Origin of the sequence: Bradyrhizobium sp. BR 1433, from assembly GCF_051547665.1 — a bacterium.
GTDB classification, from domain to species: Bacteria; Pseudomonadota; Alphaproteobacteria; order Rhizobiales; family Xanthobacteraceae; genus Bradyrhizobium; species Bradyrhizobium australafricanum.
Window position 1 is genome coordinate 5095471 of sequence record NZ_JBPUGG010000001.1, and the last position, 19137, is coordinate 5114607.

Sequence of the window (19137 nt, forward strand, 5' to 3'; positions counted from 1 at the left end):
CCCAATATGGCTTCGGCAAGTGCCGTTTGTGCCGCGGTGAGAGCGTTTTCGAGCGAAATGCTCTAGGCGTCGAGCGGCCTGCCGCGGACGTTCGGTCCCCAGACACCGATGGCAATGATCACGATGACCATCGCCGCGGTGATCAGGCCGAACACGCCGCCGACGCCGGCCTCCTTCAGCATGAAAGCCACGATGAAGCCGGAGAAGGTCGCGCTGAGCCGGCTCATCGAATAGACGAGGCCCGCGGCGCGCGCCCGGATCGCGGTCGGGAACACCTCGGTCTGGTAGGCGTGATAGGCGTAGGACAGCGTCATGTTGGCCCCCGTCACCAGCACGCCGCTGGCGATCAGCAGCACCGGCTCGGTGAGCTGCGAGAAGGCGAGGCCGAACACCGAGATCGCGGCGGCCGCGCCGCAGATGATCCATTTGCGCTCGAAGCGGTCGGCGAAGGTCGCGGCCAAGAGCGGCGCGAGCGGATAGGCGAAGGCGATGATGAAGGAATATTGCAGGCTCTTGGTGACGTTGATGCCCTTCTGCACCAAGAGCGCCGGAACCCAGTTGGAGAAGCCGTAGACGCCGAATGCCTGGCAGAGATTGAAGATCATGAACAGCACGACGAGCGAGGCGTAGGGCGGCTTGAACAGGTCAGCATAGCCGATCTCGGCCGGCGCACGTGCCGGCACCATCGCCGCCGTGGCGGCGGGGCGCGGCGCAGCCGCAGGCGATGCAGCCTCGAGTGTTCGCATGATCTGCTCGGCCTCGGCAGCGCGGCCATGGCGGGCCAGCCAGAGCGGGCTTTCCGGAACGTAGAGCCGCAGCACCCAGATGATCATGCTGGCGGCGGCGCCGATCAGCACCACCCAGCGCCAGCCGTCGATGCCGTGAGGCGAGAGCGGCACCAGCCACCACGCAAGTGCTGCGACGATCGGCACTGCCGACAGCATCACCGCCTGGTTGATCGCAAACGCCCGGCCACGCATCCAGCTCGGCACCAGCTCGGTGATGTAGGCGTCGATGGTGATGACCTCGATGCCGATCCCGATCCCGGCGATGAAGCGCCACAGCAGCAGGCCGCCGGGTGTGGTCTGGCACGCCATGATCACGGATGCTGCGCTGTAGAACAGCAGCGACCAGGTGAAGATCGCCTTGCGCCCGAAGCGATCGGCGAGGAAGCCGAGGCAGAACGTGCCGACGAACAGGCCGGCGAAGGTCGCCGCGACGAAGGCGCCGATCCCGGAGAAGCCGAAGAACGCCTGCGTCGTCGTGGTCATCAATCCGCTGCGGGCAAGGCCCGGCGCGATATAGCCGGTAAAGAACAGGTCGTAGATTTCGAAGCAGCCGCCGAGCGAGAGCAGGATCACCAGCCGCCAGACAAGGCCGGAGGTGGGCAGCGCCTCGAGCCGTCGCGAAATCTCGTCGGGTCCGCTTGTCGTGGTGGCGAGATCGGCGACCGAGCCGAGTTCGACGGCGCTCATGATGGTCCTCCCCGAATGGTGCAACGGCCGCCCTTCTTGCGAAGGCGTGCCGGTCGCGCATGTTTGGCAGCCGGGAGCCAGAAATCCAGACGAACATATCGAAGGAATTGTTCGATATTTTCGAACTCAGGGGGAGGGTTGCTTTTGATTCACCTTTCAAACGGCTTGTTCAACTGTCGTCCCTGCGAAAGCAGGAACCCATACTCCGCGGCGGGTGTCGTGAAAGGGACTCGTCGTCCCACTGGTGCGCAATTTTGCGGTTCGGTGGTTATGGGTCCTGCTTTCGCAGGGACGACACTGAACCTGTGCAACCACTGGGTCATACATTCAGATCAGCAGCGTCGCCTCCCAGGCGCCGCGGCCCACCTGGTCTGCGATCAGGGCGCGGATCAGGCGGCACATCTCCTCCATGACGTAAGTCATCGGGCGATTGCGCAAGCGGCAAAGATAGAGCGTGCGGGTCAGTTTTGGTTCGATGACTTCGCGCGCGACCAGCAATCGTGCCTTCAACGGCTCACTGACGAAATGCGTCGTCGCGATCGTGCAGCCCAAACCCGCGGTCAGCGCGCCGATCATGCCGCTGGTCGAGTTGAGATGCATGATCGCATTGGCCTCGAGCCGCTTCAGCAGCACGGGATCATCCAGCAGTGCGCGCGCCGATAGTCCGTACCGCAACAGGATCAGCGGCAGCCGCGTCACCTCCTCGAAGGGAATTGGCGTCTTCTTGCCGATCAACTTCTCGGTGCCGACGCAGAACATCTGCTCCTCCAGCACCGGCTCGGCGATGAGGTCCTTTTCCGACGGCGGATTGTAGACCAGCGCGAGGTCGACCTCGGAGCTCAGCAGATGCAGCAGCGTCGCGCCGGAGAGACTCTCGGTCAGCGACAGCTTCAGGTTCGGATATTTCGTCAGCACGGTGCGCATCAGCGGCACGCCGATCGCCTTCATCCCGGAATTGGCCATGCCGATCGAGATGTCGCCGGCGATCACGCTGGCGCCTTCCTTGATCTCGCGCTCGGCCGCCGCCATCGCGCGCAGGATGATGCGGGCATGTTCATAGAGCCGCTCGCCTGCCGCAGTCGGTTCCATGCCGCGCGGCTTACGCTCGAACAGCGGCGTGGCGAATTCAGCTTCCAGATTAGCGATGTGGTGGCTGAGCGCGGATTGCGCGACGTTGGCCTGGTCCGCGGCCCGCGACAGGTTGCGCTGCTCGTAAACTGCGATGAAATAGCGAAGCTGGCGCGAATCCATGACGGTTCAGCGTTCTAGAACCACGAATACACTATTCGACAGATTATATTTTTCAGATAGCGTGCGGAAGCCTAACCTGCGCCGATCACAAAGCGTTTTCGAGCGGGGCTTGTCCCGCACTTGATGCGGGATGGGTACCGGTTCGCGTGAAGAAACGCGTCAGAACAAGAGCGCAACGAGCACGGAGAGACCGATGACCGGGAACGGACTGCCGCTGGAAGGCGTGAGGGTCGTCGAGATGACCCACATGGTGATGGGGCCGACCTGCGGCATGATCCTGGCGCAACTCGGCGCCGAGGTGATCAAGGTCGAACCGCCCGCCGGCGACAAGACCCGTTCGCTCGGCGGCATGGGCGTCTCGTTCTTCCCGCTGTTCAACCGCGGCAAGCGCAGCGTCGTGCTCGACTTCGCCAAGCCCGAGGACCGCGATACGATGCACCGGCTGCTCGCCAGCGCCGACGTGTTCCTGGAGAATTTCCGCGACGGTCAGCTCGACAAGCAGGGGCTTGGCGCCGAGGAGCTACGCCAAAAATATCCGCATCTGATCATCGCCGGCCACAAGGGCTTTCTGTCCGGTCCCTACGATCATCGGCCGGCGCTCGACGAGGTCGTGCAGATGATGTCGGGGCTCGCCGCGATGACCGGCACGCGCGACAAGCCGCAGCGCGTCGGCTCCTCCGCCAACGACATCATGGGCGGCATGTTCGGGGTGATCTCGATCCTCGCCGCGCTCTATCAGAAGCGTGGCGGCAAGGCTGATGGCGCTGACATCCGCATCGGCCTGTTCGAGAACTGCCTGTTCCTGGTCGCCCAGCACATGGTCGAGTACGAGATGACCGGGCGCAAGCCGCGCTCGATGCCGGAGCGCGAGCATGCCTGGCCGATCTACGATATCTTCGATGCCGCCGGCGGCGATCGCATCTTCATCGGCGTCGTCACCGAAGGTCACTGGCAGAGCTTCTGCCGCGAATTCGGCCTCACGGAATTCGCCGACGATCCGACGCTGCGCTCGACCACGGACCGCATCATGGCGCGCGACCGGATCATTCCGCGCGTTGCCGCGGTGGTTAAGGATTGGAACGTGGCGGATCTCTCGGCGAGGCTCGACGCGCTTAACATCTGCTTCTCGCCGATCAACCGGCCGGAGGATCTGCTCGGGGATCCGCATGTGCTGCGTCCCGGCGGGCTGGTCAACAACGTGAACGCCGACGGCAAGCCGTTCCGCGTCCCCGCGCTGCCGCTCGAATGGAACGGCCGCAATATCGGCGAAGGTCTGAAGGTGCCGGTGCTCGGCGCCGATACCGAAGCGGTGCGCGCCGAGCTCGCACAACAGAAGATTTCATCAACCGGAAACGCTGCGTGAGGCTGACATGACCCGTGTCCACGATATCTATCCCACCGACAAGGTGAGCCTGCGCGAGGTCGGCCTGCGCGACGGGCTGCAGCTCGTGAAGACGTTCCCGTCGACCGCGGCGAAAGAGCGCTGGGTGCGCGATGAATACGCCGCCGGCGTGCGCCATTTCGAGGTCGGCTCGTTCCTGCCGGCCAAGACCTTCCCGCAATTCGTCGATGTCCGCGACGTGGTCGCCTCCATCGCCGCGCTGCCCGGGGCGCACGGCGTCGCGCTGGCGCTGAACGAGCGCGGCGTCAACGAGGCGCTGGCCACCGGCGTTGCCGAGATCGCCTCGGTGGTATCGGCGACCGAGGAGCACAGCCAGGCCAACGCCAACCGCTCGCGCGAATCCGCGATCGAGAACATCAAGCGGCTTTGCGAGCTGCGCGATGCCAGCGCGCACAAGCCCCTGGTCAATGCCGCGATCTCGATGGCACTGGGCTGCTCGATCGTCGGTCCCGTCGATCCGAACGAGGTGCTGCGCCTCACCGAGAAGCTCTACGAGGTCGGCGTCGACATGGTCGCGATTGCGGACACGGTGGGTTATGCCGGGCCGAAGCAGGTCGGCGAGCTGACGCGGGGCGCGGTGAAGATCGCGGGATCGAAGCCGGTCTGCGTGCATCTGCACGACACCCGCGGCATGGGCATCGCGAATGCTTCCGCCGCGCTCGATGAGGGCGCCCGCGTGCTCGACGGCTCGCTCGGCGGCCTCGGCGGCTGCCCGTTCGCGCCGGGCGCCACCGGCAATGTCGTGTTCGAGGACCTCGTCTTTCTCTGCGAGAGCAAGGGATTTCCGACCGGCATCGATCTCGATCGCCTGGTCGAGGTGCGCGCGATCCTGAAATCGGAGATGCCGAACGAGGCGCTCTATGGCGGTCTCGCCCGCGCCGGCCTGCCGCGCGGCACCAAGGCGAGGGCGGCGTAGCGTATTCATTGCGTAGCCCGGATTTCGCTGCGCTCCATCCGGGCTACGAGACGACACGCTCTCAATCGTGCCCGTGCCCCCGCTTGCGCGGCTTCTTGTCCGGGGCGGTCGGGATCATCACGACGCGACCGTAACGCACACCGCGCTCGGCGATGACGCGATCGGCGAGATGCCGGACCTCGCTGCTGGCGCCCTTCAGCGCCGTCACCTCCATGCAGCTGTCGTCGTCGAGATGCACATGCAGCGTCGCCAGCGACAGGTCGTGATGGCCGTGGAAATTCTGCACCAGCCGCTTTGACAGGTCGCGCGCGGCGTGGTCGTAGACATAGACCAGCGCCGCGACGCATTGCCCTGACGGCGCGTTCTCCGTGCTCTGCTGCAGGCCGGCGCGTGCGAGATCACGGATGATCTCGGAGCGGTTCTGATAGCCGCGCGCCTCGGCGGCGGCGTCGATCTCCGCGAGCAGATCATCCTCGATGGTGATGGTGATGCGTTGCATGGATTATCCGTGGTGGCTCGATTGCCTGGTGGTATGACATTTTTCTTGTAACGTCATACTGTGCTTGCTAGCGTCGCTTTGCCGAGGTTGGTTGGACTGGTGCGGTCGTCGCGTGACTATAACAGGTATCATGCGGGGGCATGGGCGTTGCGTCGTACTGCTTGGCGGATATTTCCCGCCGCCGCGTCCATTGCAGCATTCGCGCCGGCCGCCGAAGCGCAGACCGGCGCCGCCACGACCGAGCAGTTGCCGCCGGTCATGGTGACGTCGCCCGACCAGGCCTCGCCCAAACACGCCAAGCCGTCGCAACGTCCGCGCCATGCCGCCACCGGCCGCAAGCCGGCAGCACCGCAACCGCGCCAATCCACCGCTGCGACCAGCGGCATTACCGGCGGCTCGGCGACCGTACCCGCGTCCAATCTGCAGCCGACCGCGGCCAGCGCGCTGCAGATCAGCGGCGACGAGGTGAACGCGCGGCCGATCTCGCGCGTCGGCGAAGTTCTTGAAGCGGTGCCGGGCCTGATCGTCACCCAGCATTCCGGCGAGGGCAAAGCCAACCAGTATTTTCTGCGCGGCTTCAATCTTGATCACGGCACCGACCTCGCCATCACCGTCGACGGCATGCCCGTCAACATGCCGACCCATGGTCACGGCCAGGGCTATGCCGACATCAACTTCCTGATCCCGGAGCTGATCCAGTCGATGGATGTCCGCAAGGGCCCGTACTATGCGGACAAGGGCGATTTCGCCTCCGCCGGTGCCGTCGACATCAACTATCTCGACAGGCTTTCGAAGAACATCGTGGAACTGACCGCCGGCAGCTTCGGCTATCAGCGCGCGCTGGCCGCGGGCTCGACGCGCGTCGGCGACGGAACGCTGCTCGCTGCCTTCGAGGCCAACAAATACAACGGCCCGTGGGACGTGCCCGACGATATCCGCAAGCTCAACGGCGTGCTGCGCTACAGTCAGGGTACCGCGACCGACGGCTTCTCGCTGACCGCGATGGCCTATTCCAATGGCTGGAATTCGACCGACCAGGTCGCGCAACGTGCGATCGACCAGGGCCTGATCGGCCGTTATGGCACGCTCAATCCGACCGATGGCGGCACCGCCGGCCGCTTCAGCCTGTCGAGCAATTGGGTGCAGTCGAGCGACTACGGGCAGACCAAGCTCAACGCCTATGTGATCCGCTCGTCGCTGCAGCTCTACAACGATTTCACCTATTTGCTCGATGACCCCGTCAATGGCGACCAGTTCAGCCAGACCGACAGGCGTACCGTCTACGGCCTTGATGCCAGCCACGCCGTCGATGTCCGCGTCGCCGGCATCGATACCCAGACGCGGGTCGGCGTGCAGACCCGCTACGACGACATCAATGTCGGCCTGTTCAAGACCGAGCAGCGCGAGATCCTGTCCACGGTGCGCGATGATCAGGTCCAGGAAGGCAGTGTCGCGCTGTGGGCAGATAGCACCGCGCGCTGGACCGACTGGCTGCGCACCACGGTCGGCATTCGCGAGGATTATTTCGCCGGCCACGTGCTGAGCGACACGCCGCAGAATTCCGGCAACGCGCAGGCGGCGCTGACGAGCCCGAAGGCCGGTATCGTGCTCGGTCCCTGGTCCAAGACCGAATTCTACGGCAATGCCGGCTTCGGCCTGCACTCCAACGATATCAGGGGCGCGACCATCACGGTCGATCCCAACGACAAGATGACGCCGCTCGATCGCGTGCCGCTGCTGGTGCGCTCGAAGGGCGCCGAGCTCGGCATCCGCACCAGGGCGATCGACGGTCTCACCTCGTCGCTCGCCGTGTTCGTGCTCGACTTCGATTCCGAGCTGCTGTTCGTCGGCGATGCCGGCACCACGGAGCCGAGCCGGCCGAGCCGGCGGGTCGGCGTCGAGTGGACCAACCAGTACAAGCTCCTGCCGTGGATGAGCCTCGATTTCGATCTCGCCTATACCCGCGCCCGCTTCACGGATGTCGATCCGGCCGGCGATTTCATTCCTGGTGCGCCGGCGTGGGTTGCCAGCGGCGGCGTCACCTTCGGCCGCGACACCGGCTGGTTCGGCAGCCTGCGCGCCCGTTATTTCGGCCCGCGCCCGCTGATCGAGGACGACAGCGTGCGCTCGCTGTCGTCATTCATCGTCAACGCCCGCGCCGGCTACAAATTCGACAACGGGATGCGGCTGCAGCTCGACGTCCTCAATCTCTTCAACGCGCAAACCAACCAGATCGAATACTACTATCTGTCGCGGCTGCCGGGCGAACCGATCGATGGCGTCGCCGACCGCTATGTGCATCCCGCCGAGCCGCTCGCCGTTCGGCTGACGCTTGCGGCAACATTCTGATCGTCACACCGGCGCGCGACCTTCGGCGGTCATTTCCGCAGCCGGAAGCGCCGTCTCTTCGTCAGTCGCTTCAGGAACAAGCGGCGGCGACTTACGTTCTGGAAACACACCGAATTCGCCCGCCACCTCCTGGAGCGGCTTCTGCTTGTCGGCCCAGTGCAGGGCCGTGTAGTCGAAACCGTGCACGATGGTGGGTTTAACGACTTCGAAATAGGGCGAGATGTCGAAGTCGCGCGGCATGTAGAGCGAGGAATCGCGGATATGCAGGATCTCGCGGCGCGCCTTGCGGCTGGCGGCGCGCGTGATCTTGGGCAGGATCGGATAGCGCACGGCGTCGAACGCCTGCGCGATCAGCGCCGAGCAGATGATCTTGGTCGGATCGCCGGAGCCGAACGCGATCATGCGGCGGCGCCAGCGCTGTGGAATCGGCAGCGGAAACAGATAGCGCGCGAGATCGACGACGTTCTTGGTGTCGTAACCGAAGCCGATGCGGTTGATGGCGTAGCGGCACACCGTGGTGCGGTCCTCGAACGACAGTCCGACCGGACGGCAGAGGCGGGTGTGATAGGCGAGATATTTCGACAGCGGCGCGGAGGTCACGCCCTCACCGATATTGGCCTCGATCAGCACATGCTGTTCGCCGTCAGGCTCGAACGCGCCGTCGATCGGTCCGACAAACAGCGCGGCGTGCGACCAGGTCGACTGCGTAAGGTATTTGATGATGCCGGAAATCCGGTTGTTGCCTTCGACCAGCAGCACGTCGCCGGGCTGCATGATGCTCCGCAGATGGTCTGGGTCGCTCGGCGTGAACGGCTCGTAACCGGGGACTTCCTTCTGCAGGTACCCCGCGATCCATTTACCGACGGTATCGAGCATTAGGCCCATGGTTTCCCCCAGCGGTTCTATGACCGCTTGTGTTTCACTTAATCATGGTCGCAAGCTGTTGCAATTTAGTTCATGCCATCGGCGGATCAATCATGATTGATTTACCATGATGGTTGCTGCGGTCGGTGAGATGCGGCACAGTTCGCGAAGCGTTCCCGTTCTCCGCAAGTCCCCGGAAACCATGCCAGAAGCTATGTCATGACAGTGACCCGCCGCGATTTCCTGTCGGCTTTCGCGCTGGTGCCTGCGCTGGGCGGCCGGGTGCTTGCCGCGCAGCCGCCGCCGCGCGAGGCCGACATTGTCGTGATCGGCGCGGGGGCCGCAGGCATTGCCGCGGCGCGCCGGATCGCGGCCGCCAACCGCAAGGTGATCGTGGTGGAAGCGGCGGGCCAGGTCGGCGGTCGCTGCCAGACCGACGCGTCGACATTCGGCGTGCCGTTCGACCGCGGCGCGCGCTGGATGCACAATCCCGAAACCAATCCGATGATCCGGCTGGCCCGCTCCGCGGGCCTCGACATCGTCACGGCGCCTGCGGGGCAAAAGATCCGGATCGGCCGGCGCTACGCCCGTCCCGGCGAGACCGAGGAGTTTTTGGCGGCGCTGGTGCGCGCCAATCGCGCCATCGACGACGCTGCGCGCAAGGCCGATATCGCCTGCGCCGCTGCGATGCCGAAGGACCTCGGCGATTGGGCCGGCACCGCGGAATTCCTGCTCGGGCCCAATTTCTGCGGCAAGGACCTCAAGGATCTCTCCGCCGTCGACAAGGTGCGCGCGCAGGATCGCAACACCGCGATCGCCTGTCGGCAGGGGCTCGGCGCGCTGATCGCAAAGCTCGGCGAGGGACTGCCGCTGGCGCTGTCGACGCCGGCGCAGCGTATCCTGTGGAGCAATCGCGACGTCATGGTCGAGACGCCCTCCGGCAAGATCACCGCGCGTGCCGCCATCGTCACGGTGTCGAGCAACGTGCTTGCGAGCGGCAACATCAAGTTCGCGCCGGAGCTTCCGAAGCGCGCGCTCGATGCCGCCGCCAAGCTCAGCCTCGGCAGCTACGATCGCATCGCGCTGCAGATCCCCGGCAATCCGCTCGGGCTGTCGCGCGATGACGTCATCATCGAGCAGAGCAATTCGACCAAGACGGCGCTGCTCTACGGCAATATCGCAGGCTCCTCGCTGTGCACGATCGACGTCGCAGGCTCGTTCGGCCGCGACCTGTCGGCGCAAGGCGAGCAGGCGATGTCGGCTTTCGCGGTCGAATGGCTGACCAAGCTCTATGGCAGCGAGGTCGGCGCCGCCGTCAAGAAGACCAGCGCGACGCGCTGGAATGCACAGCCCTTCACTATGGGCGCGATGTCGGCTGCTGCACCCGGCGCACAATCTCGCGCCGAATCCTGGCCGAGCCGATCGGCGCCATGTATCTCGCGGGCGAGGCCACCCATGAGACGCTGTGGGGCACCATCGACGGCGCCTGGGACAGCGGCGAGCGCGCCGCCGACGCCGCGCTGCGCAGGATCGGCGGGGCGAAGGAAGCGACACCGGCGCCCGCAGCGCCCGCCGCAAAACACAAGCGCCGCACGTCGCCTCGCTCCGGGGCGATGAATTGACGGTCGGGTGAGGTGACGGTTGAGCGCGGTCGGCCTTACCGTCGTGTGTGCGATGATTTGATTTGGTGGCGAGTGCTGCCGCACAACAGATGTCGTCCCTGCGAAAGCAGGGACCCATACGCCGCAGCAGATGTTGTGATCGGAACTCGTCGTTCCACCATCGTTCACCAATAACCGTTCGTGGTTATGGGTCCCTGCGAAAGCACTAGCGTCTCTACACGGTTTTGGGGCGCGACAGATCGACTCGGTGCAGCAAGAAGTGGCGTCTCTGCAGCATGTTGTATGATTCTCTCACTGGCGCTTTGATTCGAAGGAGCGCCAGCGATGCAGCCGGATTTGTCTTTGGGTGAGTTCGGGGACGTTCGTCTCGACAAAGGGGGCGACGCTTCTCCGGGCTATGCTTTGCACGCGCAGCGTCTGCTTGCGCCAGATGGCCCGGGGCGATTGGGCTGCCAATATGGCGTTCTGGCGGTTTGTGAACAACCCCCAAGTCACGATCGATAAATTGATTGAGGGCTGGAGCGCGCAGACGCGGACTGCGGTCAGCGGGCGTCATGTGCTGGCGATCCAGGATACGAGCGAGGTCAAGTTCCAGACCCAGGCGGGACGGCGGCGCGGGCTGGGCAAAGTCGGCAAGGGCAATGCTCGCGGCGTGCTGTTGCATGCGATGATGGCGGTGGATGCCGACAGCGGGGTCTGTCTTGGCCTTACTGGCGGCAACGTTTGGACGCGCAAAGGCAAGGTAAAAATCCCGCATGAGCGGCGCGCCTTGGCCGACAAGGAGTTGGCGCGCTGGGTGACGGCCGCCGAGCAAGGCCGCGACGTCCTGGCAGATGCCCGCATGATCACCGTCGTCAACGACCGCGAGGGGGATTTCTTTGCTCACTGGGCGCTGACGCCAGCTGAGAATGTCCATCTTCTGTCGCGTGCCATGCACGACCATGCGCTGGTCGATGGCGACACACTTTATCAGGCGGTCGAGCGGAGCCGCTTCTGCGACAACGCGGTGATCGATCTGCCGCAGCGAATGGATCGGCGCGGCCGGCAGGCCCATCTCTCGATGCGCTTCGGAACCGTCGTGCTCAAGCGGCCGCAGAGGCCCGGCGTCACCGACTTGGCGGAGGGCATCAAACTCAGCTTCGTAGAAGTGGTCGAGTTGCATCCGCCGAGAGGTGCGGAGCCCATTCGCTGGCTGCTCCTGACCACTCATCCGGTCGCCACCGTTAAAGACGCCTGGCAGATCGTCTCCTGGTACCGCCAGCGCTGGATCATTGAGCAACTCTTTCGCTCGCTGAAGAGCCAGGGTTTGCGCATCGAGGATAGTCAGATCGAGAGCGCCGAAGGCCTGATCAAGCTCGTGGCGGTCGCCACCAGAGCGGCATGTATCGTCATTCAACTCGTTCAGGCCCGCAACAGTGGCGAAGAATTGCCAGCTGAATTTGTCTTCACCGCAGAAGAGATCGAGACGCTCAGGGCCATCAACAAAACCATGAAAGGTCGCACCGAGCTTCAGAAAAACCACCATCGCCCCAACACTCTTGCTTGGGCGGCATGGATCATCGCAAAACTCGGCGGATGGACCGGCTACGCCTCCCACCGTCCACCTGGACCAATCACCTTCCACACCGGAATGGCCCGCTTCCAAATCCTCGCAAATGGCCCGACAAACGTGTAGATGCACTAGTGCGAAAGCAGGGACGACACCGAGGATGTTGTGCAGCAGGTGGTCATGAATCCGCATTCTCGCGACATGATTTGTCCGATCACACCGGCAGCTTCAGCTCCGTCAGATCCTTGGCCACCACGATGCGGCCGGAATAGTTCTTCTTCACGTCCCTCGTCCAGTCATCGTCGGTGACCTGCCGATCGTCGCCGGGGACGAAGTGGCTCAGCACCAGCGTCTTCACGCCGGCGGCGGCTGCGATGCGGCCGACGTCCTCGGTCGAGGTGTGGCTGTCGAGCAGATGCTTCTTCAGCGTGGCGCCGTTCTTGGTCGTGGCGACCAGGCGGTCGACCGCGGGGACGTAGAGACATTCGTGCACCAGCACGTCGACGCCCTTGGCAAATTCGGCGAGCTTCGGGTTGTAGGCGGTGTCGCTGGAGAACACGATGGTGCCGTCCGGGGTCTCGAACTTGTAGGCGAAGTTATCCGTGATCGGCGGATGCGGCGTGCGGAACGCGGTCACGGTGACATCCGATGTCTTCAGCACCACACCGTCGTCGCTGATGTCTTTCGCGATCAGCAGCTTGCGCGGGTCCGGGCGGCCTTCGTCCTCGATCCGGGTCTCGACGTCGAACTTGTTCAGCTCCCAATATTCCTTGGTCATCGCCTCGATGCCCTTGGGGCCGAACGAATGGATCGGCGTCGAGAGGCCGGCCGCCCAGGCGTTGTAGAACAGATTGCCGTATTCCAGATTGTGATCGGAATGATGATGGCTGATGAAGATGTACTTGACCTGCGGGATCGGCACGCCCGCGCGCACAAGCTGGCGGCTGACGCCCATGCCGCAATCGATCACGAACGGGGTATCGTTGACGACGACGAGATTGGCAGGGTTCGAAGCGCCGTTGCCGACGCGCGGCCCGCCCTTGGTGCCGAGGAACACAATGCGGGTCCGCGCCTTGTCGGTTTGCGCGCGCACGCCCGGTGCCGCGAGCACGGCGGCGCTGCCGAGCGCCAGTTTCAATGCGTTGCGGCGATCGATCATCGGTGTCTCCCTAGTCTCTTTTTTGTGCTGCGACCCTAGCCGCCGCGCAGGATGCCATCAAGCGCCGGCAGGCCGACGATGACGGCAGCGGCGATCAGCGCGTAGCAGATCGCGCGAAACACCTTTTCGCTCGCCTTGCCGAACAGCGCGGCGCCGAACCAGACGCCGATGCCGTAGATCGGGCCGACGATCAGCGAGAACTTGACCGATTCGATCGTGATCAAGCCGGTGAACCAGTAGCTGACCAGCGAGAAGAAGTCCGAGGCGCCGAAGAACAGCACGATATTGGCGCGCGAGATCACCGACGAGATCGGGCGGCCCAGCCAGTAGGCGACGATCGGCGGGCCGCCGGTTTGCGCGAGGCCGCTGCAAAATCCTGAGAGGCCGCCGACGCCGACGGAGAGGGCGGCGTGCTCCTTGCCGTGATAGCGCCAGCCCGACAGCAGCAGTGCGAGCAGCGCCGCGACAAAGCAGGAGATGATCCAGCGCGTCGTGACAGGCTCGAGCACGGTCAGGAAATAGGTGCCGATGGGAACGCCGACCAGCGCGCCGGCGACCATGACCGCGGTCGCCTTGCGGTCGGCGTGGGTCCAGGCGTTCGGCAGCAGCGGCGTGGCGGCGATGAAGTCGATGACGAGCAGCAGCGCTGCCACCAGCCGCGGCGCCGCGACGCTGCTCGCGAGCGGCATGAAGATCAGCGCCGAGCCGAAGCCCGAGAAGCCGCGCGCCGTGCCCGACACGAAGGCGATCGCGCAGATCGCAAGCGCGATGCTGGACGAGATTTCGGAGGGGATCGGGCTGAAGGAGGTCATGAAAGGATAACGAGATTCGACTAGCTGGCTGGCAACTCAAAGCGCCCCTACTCAGACCCGTCATCCCCGCGCAAAGGCTTCGCCTTTGTCGCTGGAGGTGCGAGCAGAGCGAGCCTCGAAGGATGCACGGCCACAGGCGGGGCCGTCGACCCTTCGAGACGGCCGCTACGCGGCCTCCTCAGGGTGACGGTGCAATAGACCGCCTGTGGTTCACATCACCCCCGCAACGTGCCGCCGGTCTTCTTGGTCACCTCGGCGACGACCTTGGCCGCGACGGCGTCGATCTCCTGGTCGGTCATGGTCTTCTCGCGCGGCTGGATCGTTACCGCGATCGCGATCGACTTCTTGTCGGGGTCGATGCCCTTGCCTTCGTAGACGTCGAACACGGTCACATCAGTGATCAGCTTCTTGTCGAACATTCTGCGCCGCGCGGACGATGTCGCCCGCCTTGACGCTGCGATCGACGATGAAGGCGAAGTCGCGCGACACCGGCTGGAATGCCGAGAGCTCGAGCACCGGCTTGGCGCGCGTCGCCCGCTGCTTGCCTTGCGGGATACGCTCGAGGATCACCTCGAACACGATCATCGGGCCGTCGGCGCCGAGCGCCTCGGCCGCACGCGGATGCAGCTCGCCGAAGGTGCCGAGCACGTTCTGCGGGCCGATCTGGATGGTGCCGGAGCGTCCCGGATGCAGCCAGGCCGGACCGCCGGGGACGATCTGCAGCGCCTGCATCGGCGCGCCGGCGGCCGCCAGCACGGCGAAGGCGTCGGCCTTGGCATCCATCGCATCCGCCGCAGCCGAGCCGGTCCAGTGCCGCCCGATCCCCTTCGCCGAGGCGAAGCCATGGCGCACGCCGGAGGCGGCGACCAACTGGTCCTCCGGGCGGTCGCCGCGGAACACCTGGCCGACCTCGAACAGTGCCACATCGGGATAGCCACGATCGATGTTGGCCTGAACCGCCGCGACGAGGCCCGGCAGCAGGCTCGGCCGCATGTCGGAGAGATCGGCCGCGATCGGGTTGGCAAGCACGAGCTCGCTCTGGCCGCCGCCGAACAGTTTTGCCGCGTCATTGGTGATGAACGACCAGGTCACGGCTTCCACCATGCCGCGCACGCCGAGCGCGCGCTTGGCACGGCGGGTGCGCAGCTGCATCGGCGTCAGCACCGGCTTGCGCGGCTCCTCGCCGCGCTCGAACGGCGTCATCGGCACCTTGTCGACGCCGACGATGCGCACGATCTCCTCGACGATGTCGGCCTTGCCGTGCACGTCGGTGCGCCAGGACGGGATCGCGATCTTCACCACGGGGCCGTTGCCGGCCAGCATGAAGCCGAGCCGGGTGAGGATCAGCTTCACCTCGACCAGCGGCACCTCGATGCCGGCGAGGCGCTTCACTTCACTGAGCGGGAAGTCGATGACGCGATCCTCGCCGAACTGCTTGCCGACCACGACGTTCTCGGACGGCGTGCCGCCGCACAGCTCCAGCACCAGCTTGGTCGCGAGCTCGAGCCCGGGCACCATAAATGCCGGATCGACGCCGCGCTCGAAGCGATAGCGCGCGTCCGAATTGATGCCGAGCTTGCGGCCGGTCTGCGCGATGTTGATCTCGTTCCAGAGCGCCGATTCGATCAGCACGTCGGTGGTGTTGTCGTCGCAGCCCGAGGCTTCGCCGCCCATGATGCCGGCGAGCGATTCGACGCCGTGCTCGTCGGCGATGACGCAGATGTTGCTGTCGAGCGTATAGGTGCGGCCGTCGAGCGCGAGCAGCGTCTCGCCGTCCTTGGCGCGGCGGACGGTGAGGTTGCCCTGCACCTTCTTGGCATCGAACACGTGCAGCGGGCGGGCGCGGTCGTAGGTCATGAAGTTGGTGATGTCGACCAGCGCGTTGATCGGGCGCAGCCCGATCGAGGTCAGCCGCTTCTGCAGCCATTCCGGCGACGGGCCGTTCTTCACGCCGCGCACCAGCCGCAGCGCGAAGCCCGGACACAGCGTGGCGTCTTCCACCTTCACCTCGACCGGGCAGGGGAATTCGCCCTTGATCGGCCTGATGCCGGGGTCTTTGAACTTGCCCATGTCGGCGGCGGACAGATCGCGCGCGATGCCGTGCACGCCGGTGCAGTCCTGCCGGTTCGGCGTCAAATTGATCTCGATGGTGGGATCGCCGAGCCCGGCCCAGTCGGCATAGCCCTTGCCGAGCGGCGCGTCCGCCGGCAGCTCCATGATGCCGTCGTGATCCTCGGAGATCTGCAATTCCGCCGCCGAGCACAGCATGCCGCGGCTCTCGACGCCTCTGATAGTTCCGACGCCGAGGGTGATGTTCTTGCCGGGGATGTAGGTGCCGGGCGGCGAGAACACGCTGATCAGCCCGGCTCGCGCATTCGGCGCGCCGCACACCACCTGCACCGGCTCAGCCCCGTCGCCGGTGTCGACCATGCACACGCGCAGCCGGTCCGCATTCGGATGCTGTTCGGCCGAGATCACGCGCGCGATGGTGAACGGCGCGAGCGCCTTCGCCTTGTCCTCGATGTTCTCGACCTCGAGCCCGATCATGGTGAGCTTGTCGGCGAGCTTGTCGAGCGGCTCGTCGGTCTCGAGATGTTCCTTCAGCCAGGAGAGGGTGAACTTCATGACGATGACTTCTCCAGTCCCCTCTCCCGCTTGCGGGGGAGGGTTAGGGTGGCGGCTTTCTTCACAATGGGACCGAAGACAAGATTCACGAACTCAAGCCCCCCGCGATCGACGGGATGTCGAGCGGCTTGAAGCCGTAGTGACTGAGCCAGCGCACGTCGCTGTCGAACAATTGCCGCAGGTCGGCGATGCCGTATTTCAGCATCGCGATGCGGTCGATGCCCATGCCCCAGGCAAAACCCTGGTAGACGTCGGGATCGAGGCCGCAGGCGCGCAGCACGTTGGGGTGCACCATGCCGCAGCCGAGAATCTCCAGCCAGTCCTCGCCCTCGCCGAAGCGGATCTCGCCCTTGTCGCGGCGGCACTGGATGTCGACCTCGAGCGACGGCTCGGTGAACGGGAAGAACGACGGCCGGAACCGCATGTTGATGTGGTCGACCTCGAAGAACGCCTTGCAGAACTCGTGCAGGATCCATTTGAGGTGGCCGAGATGCGAGCCCTTGTCGATCACGAGGCCCTCGACCTGATGGAATTGCGGCGTGTGCGTCGCGTCGGAATCTATGCGATAGGTGCGGCCCGGGCAGATCACGCGGATCGGCGGCTGCTGGGTCAGCATGGTGCGCACCTGCACCGGCGAGGTGTGGGTCCGCAGCAGCATGCGCGAGCCGTCCTCCTTCGGGTTGAAGAAGAAGGTGTCGTGCATCTCGCGCGCCGGATGGCCTTCGGGGAAGTTCAGCTTGGTGAAGTTGTAGTCGTCGGTTTCGATGTCGGGACCTTCGGCGACCGCAAAGCCCATGTCGGCGAAGATCGTGGTGAGCTCGTCCCAGACCTGGCTGAGCGGATGGATGCGGCCGGTCTCCGCCGGCGCCTCGCGCAGCGGCAGCGTGACGTCGATGGTCTCGGCGGCGAGGCGCGCATCGAGCGCGGCCGCTTTCAGCACGTCGCGCCTGGCCGCGAGCGCCTGCGTCACCGCATCCTTGGCGAGGTTGATCTTGGCGCCTTCGGTCTTGCGCTCGTCCGGCGACATCTTGCCGAGGGTGGCGAGCAGGGCCGAGATCGAGCCCTTCTTGCCGAGTGCCGAGACGCGCACCGTCTCGAGGGCGGCCTCGTCAGCGGCTGAGGCGATCTGGTCGAGGATGGATTGTTCGAGCGTTGCGAGGTCGGACACGGTCAATTCCTGCGCTTGAGCGGAGCATGATCCGGTGGGAAGAACCGCTACCCGAACCGGTACCATGCGCCAAAATTCGGCTGGGTTGTCGCCGCCCGAAGGCGGTAACGTCAAGCAAAAAGCCGGTCATTTCGGGCCGATGGCTGGCAGCATTGAACCCCGCGCGGAGGCCGGGCTACCCAAGGGGAGTTCAAGGAGGCCCACGCGATGTTGCTGCGATCTTGCCTGGCCGTGCCGGCGCTGCTGTTGATGCTCACCACGGCGCATGCCGTGACCGAGGAATGTCCCGCCAAATCGACCCAGATGGACGACATCATCGCGGAGCTTCAGAAGGCGCCGAGCTGCAACCGCGCGATGAAGATCTTCGAGGCGTGCGAATACGGCGCCAGCGGAGACGTCCAGTTCGGCGCCGTCGTCGAGAAGAGGTGCGAGGGGGACTTCCTGTCCAGCCTCGGAGCGTCGCAGAAGAAGGCCTATGCCGGCCAGCTCAAGCGCTGCGACCACAAATACGACAACGAAAGCGGTACCATGTACCGCTCGTTCACGGCGTTCTGCCGGGCGATCGTCGCCCAGCGCTATTCGCAGAAGGCGCTGAAGGCGGGCCCCAAATCGCGTTAGGGCCGCCCGCCAGGATCAGGCTGCGAGCGCGGCCTTGGCCTTCTCGGCGATCGCCTGGAACGCAACCGGCTCGTGGATCGCGAGATCCGACAGCACCTTGCGGTCGACGACGACGCCCGACTTGGAGAGGCCGTTGATAAACACGCTGTAGGTCATGCCGAACGGACGGACCGCGGCGTTGATGCGCTGGATCCAGAGCGCGCGGAAGGTGCGCTTCTTGCGCTTGCGGTCGCGGAAGGCGTATTGGCCGGCCTTTTCGACGGCCTGCTTGGCGACGCGGATGGTGTTCTTGCGGCGGCCGTAATAGCCCTTGGCGGCCTTGTAGACTTTCTTGTGCTTGGCGTGAGCGGTCACACCGCGTTTGACGCGAGACATGACGGAAATCCTTGATCTGGAAGAGGTGACGGGGCGCCGCGCAGTCGCGGCGAGGGTTCAAGCGATCGGTGCGATCAGGCGTTCGGCAAGAAGTACTTCTTGACGTTGTCGCCGTCGGTCTTGAACAGCACGCGGGTGCCGCGGAGCTGACGGATCTGCTTCTTCGTCCGCTTGATCATGCCGTGGCGCTTGCCGCGCTGGGCGTGCATGACTTTGCCAGTGGCGGTCACCTTGAAGCGCTTTTTAGCGCCCGACTTGGTCTTCAACTTGGGCATTTGGCTCTCCTGTCGCACAGCACGAAAATCGCCCCGAGAGGCGTCCGGCCGGCTAAAATGCTCGTTAGAGCGTTGAAAGTGCTAGGGTTTTTTCCGAATTGAAAGAACCTGCACGAACCGTCGCCACGGCAGCCCTTGATCAGCCGGGCGGCGAAGGCCCGGCTTATGACAGAGGATC

General features: G+C 64.8%; 14 protein-coding genes and 2 pseudogenes. 6 read left to right on the plus strand and 10 right to left on the minus strand.

Annotated elements, in window-relative coordinates; translation table 11 throughout:
- Positions 1-62: 62 nt before the first annotated feature.
- Positions 63-1475 carry an MFS transporter gene (locus tag ACSKB9_RS24610; protein WP_438076336.1) on the minus strand — a complete coding sequence of 471 codons (1413 nt, stop codon included), beginning with the start codon at positions 1473-1475 and terminating at the stop codon, positions 63-65.
- 327 nt (positions 1476-1802) lie between these two features.
- A complete protein-coding gene (locus ACSKB9_RS24615) occupies positions 1803-2726 on the minus strand; it encodes a LysR family transcriptional regulator (protein WP_092081141.1) in 924 nt (307 codons plus the stop codon).
- A 193-nt stretch (positions 2727-2919) separates the two neighbouring features.
- Here ACSKB9_RS24615 and ACSKB9_RS24620 point away from each other — a divergent pair, with 193 nt between their 5' ends.
- Both ACSKB9_RS24620 and ACSKB9_RS24625 read left to right on the plus strand, forming a co-directional pair.
- Positions 2920-4089 (plus strand): CaiB/BaiF CoA transferase family protein, encoded by a 1170-nt coding sequence (locus ACSKB9_RS24620; protein ID WP_438076338.1) that lies wholly within the window; start codon positions 2920-2922, stop codon positions 4087-4089.
- 7 nt (positions 4090-4096) lie between these two features.
- Complete coding sequence (locus ACSKB9_RS24625; RefSeq protein ID WP_310880928.1) at positions 4097-5044, plus strand: hydroxymethylglutaryl-CoA lyase; 948 nt, start codon at positions 4097-4099, stop codon at positions 5042-5044.
- A gap of 61 nt (positions 5045-5105) precedes the next feature.
- On the opposite strand, the gene nikR is transcribed toward ACSKB9_RS24625, so the two are convergent.
- Positions 5106-5543: a nickel-responsive transcriptional regulator NikR gene (gene nikR, locus ACSKB9_RS24630; RefSeq protein WP_438076340.1), complete on the minus strand. Its 438-nt coding sequence runs from the start codon at positions 5541-5543 to the stop codon at positions 5106-5108.
- Between the two features lie 258 nt (positions 5544-5801).
- On the opposite strand from nikR, the gene ACSKB9_RS24635 reads away from it, so the two are divergent.
- Positions 5802-7892: a TonB-dependent receptor gene (locus tag ACSKB9_RS24635; RefSeq protein WP_438080385.1), complete on the plus strand. Its 2091-nt coding sequence runs from the start codon at positions 5802-5804 to the stop codon at positions 7890-7892.
- 3 nt (positions 7893-7895) lie between these two features.
- Here ACSKB9_RS24635 and ACSKB9_RS24640 read toward each other — a convergent pair whose 3' ends face one another.
- Complete coding sequence (locus ACSKB9_RS24640) at positions 7896-8777, minus strand: YiiX/YebB-like N1pC/P60 family cysteine hydrolase (RefSeq protein WP_438076342.1); 882 nt, start codon at positions 8775-8777, stop codon at positions 7896-7898.
- A 198-nt stretch (positions 8778-8975) separates the two neighbouring features.
- On the opposite strand from ACSKB9_RS24640, the pseudogene ACSKB9_RS24645 reads away from it, so the two are divergent.
- A pseudogene (locus ACSKB9_RS24645) lies at positions 8976-10378 on the plus strand (flavin monoamine oxidase family protein).
- Between the two features lie 457 nt (positions 10379-10835).
- Positions 10836-12053, plus strand: coding sequence for an IS4 family transposase (locus ACSKB9_RS24650; protein WP_438076344.1), 1218 nt, complete (start codon positions 10836-10838; stop codon positions 12051-12053).
- A gap of 88 nt (positions 12054-12141) precedes the next feature.
- Here ACSKB9_RS24650 and ACSKB9_RS24655 read toward each other — a convergent pair whose 3' ends face one another.
- From ACSKB9_RS24655 to pheS, 4 genes and pseudogenes are all read right to left on the minus strand, one after another.
- Positions 12142-13086 carry an MBL fold metallo-hydrolase gene (locus ACSKB9_RS24655; RefSeq protein WP_438076346.1) on the minus strand — a complete coding sequence of 315 codons (945 nt, stop codon included), beginning with the start codon at positions 13084-13086 and terminating at the stop codon, positions 12142-12144.
- Positions 13087-13121: 35 nt separating this feature from the next.
- On the minus strand, positions 13122-13898 hold the full coding sequence (locus tag ACSKB9_RS24660) for a sulfite exporter TauE/SafE family protein (protein ID WP_438076348.1): 777 nt from the start codon (positions 13896-13898) through the stop codon (positions 13122-13124).
- 215 nt (positions 13899-14113) lie between these two features.
- Positions 14114-16523 (minus strand): annotated as a pseudogene (gene pheT / locus ACSKB9_RS24665) (phenylalanine--tRNA ligase subunit beta).
- A gap of 85 nt (positions 16524-16608) precedes the next feature.
- Positions 16609-17691, minus strand: a complete 1083-nt coding sequence (gene pheS, locus ACSKB9_RS24670; RefSeq protein ID WP_438076350.1) for a phenylalanine--tRNA ligase subunit alpha — start codon at positions 17689-17691, stop codon at positions 16609-16611.
- 207 nt (positions 17692-17898) lie between these two features.
- Here pheS and ACSKB9_RS24675 point away from each other — a divergent pair, with 207 nt between their 5' ends.
- Positions 17899-18309 (plus strand): hypothetical protein, encoded by a 411-nt coding sequence (locus tag ACSKB9_RS24675; RefSeq protein WP_438076352.1) that lies wholly within the window; start codon positions 17899-17901, stop codon positions 18307-18309.
- 15 nt (positions 18310-18324) lie between these two features.
- Here ACSKB9_RS24675 and rplT read toward each other — a convergent pair whose 3' ends face one another.
- Both rplT and rpmI read right to left on the minus strand, forming a co-directional pair.
- Complete coding sequence (gene rplT / locus ACSKB9_RS24680; protein WP_018269297.1) at positions 18325-18684, minus strand: 50S ribosomal protein L20; 360 nt, start codon at positions 18682-18684, stop codon at positions 18325-18327.
- A gap of 74 nt (positions 18685-18758) precedes the next feature.
- Positions 18759-18959 (minus strand): 50S ribosomal protein L35, encoded by a 201-nt coding sequence (gene rpmI / locus ACSKB9_RS24685; RefSeq protein ID WP_008539890.1) that lies wholly within the window; start codon positions 18957-18959, stop codon positions 18759-18761.
- Positions 18960-19137 lie beyond the last annotated feature (178 nt).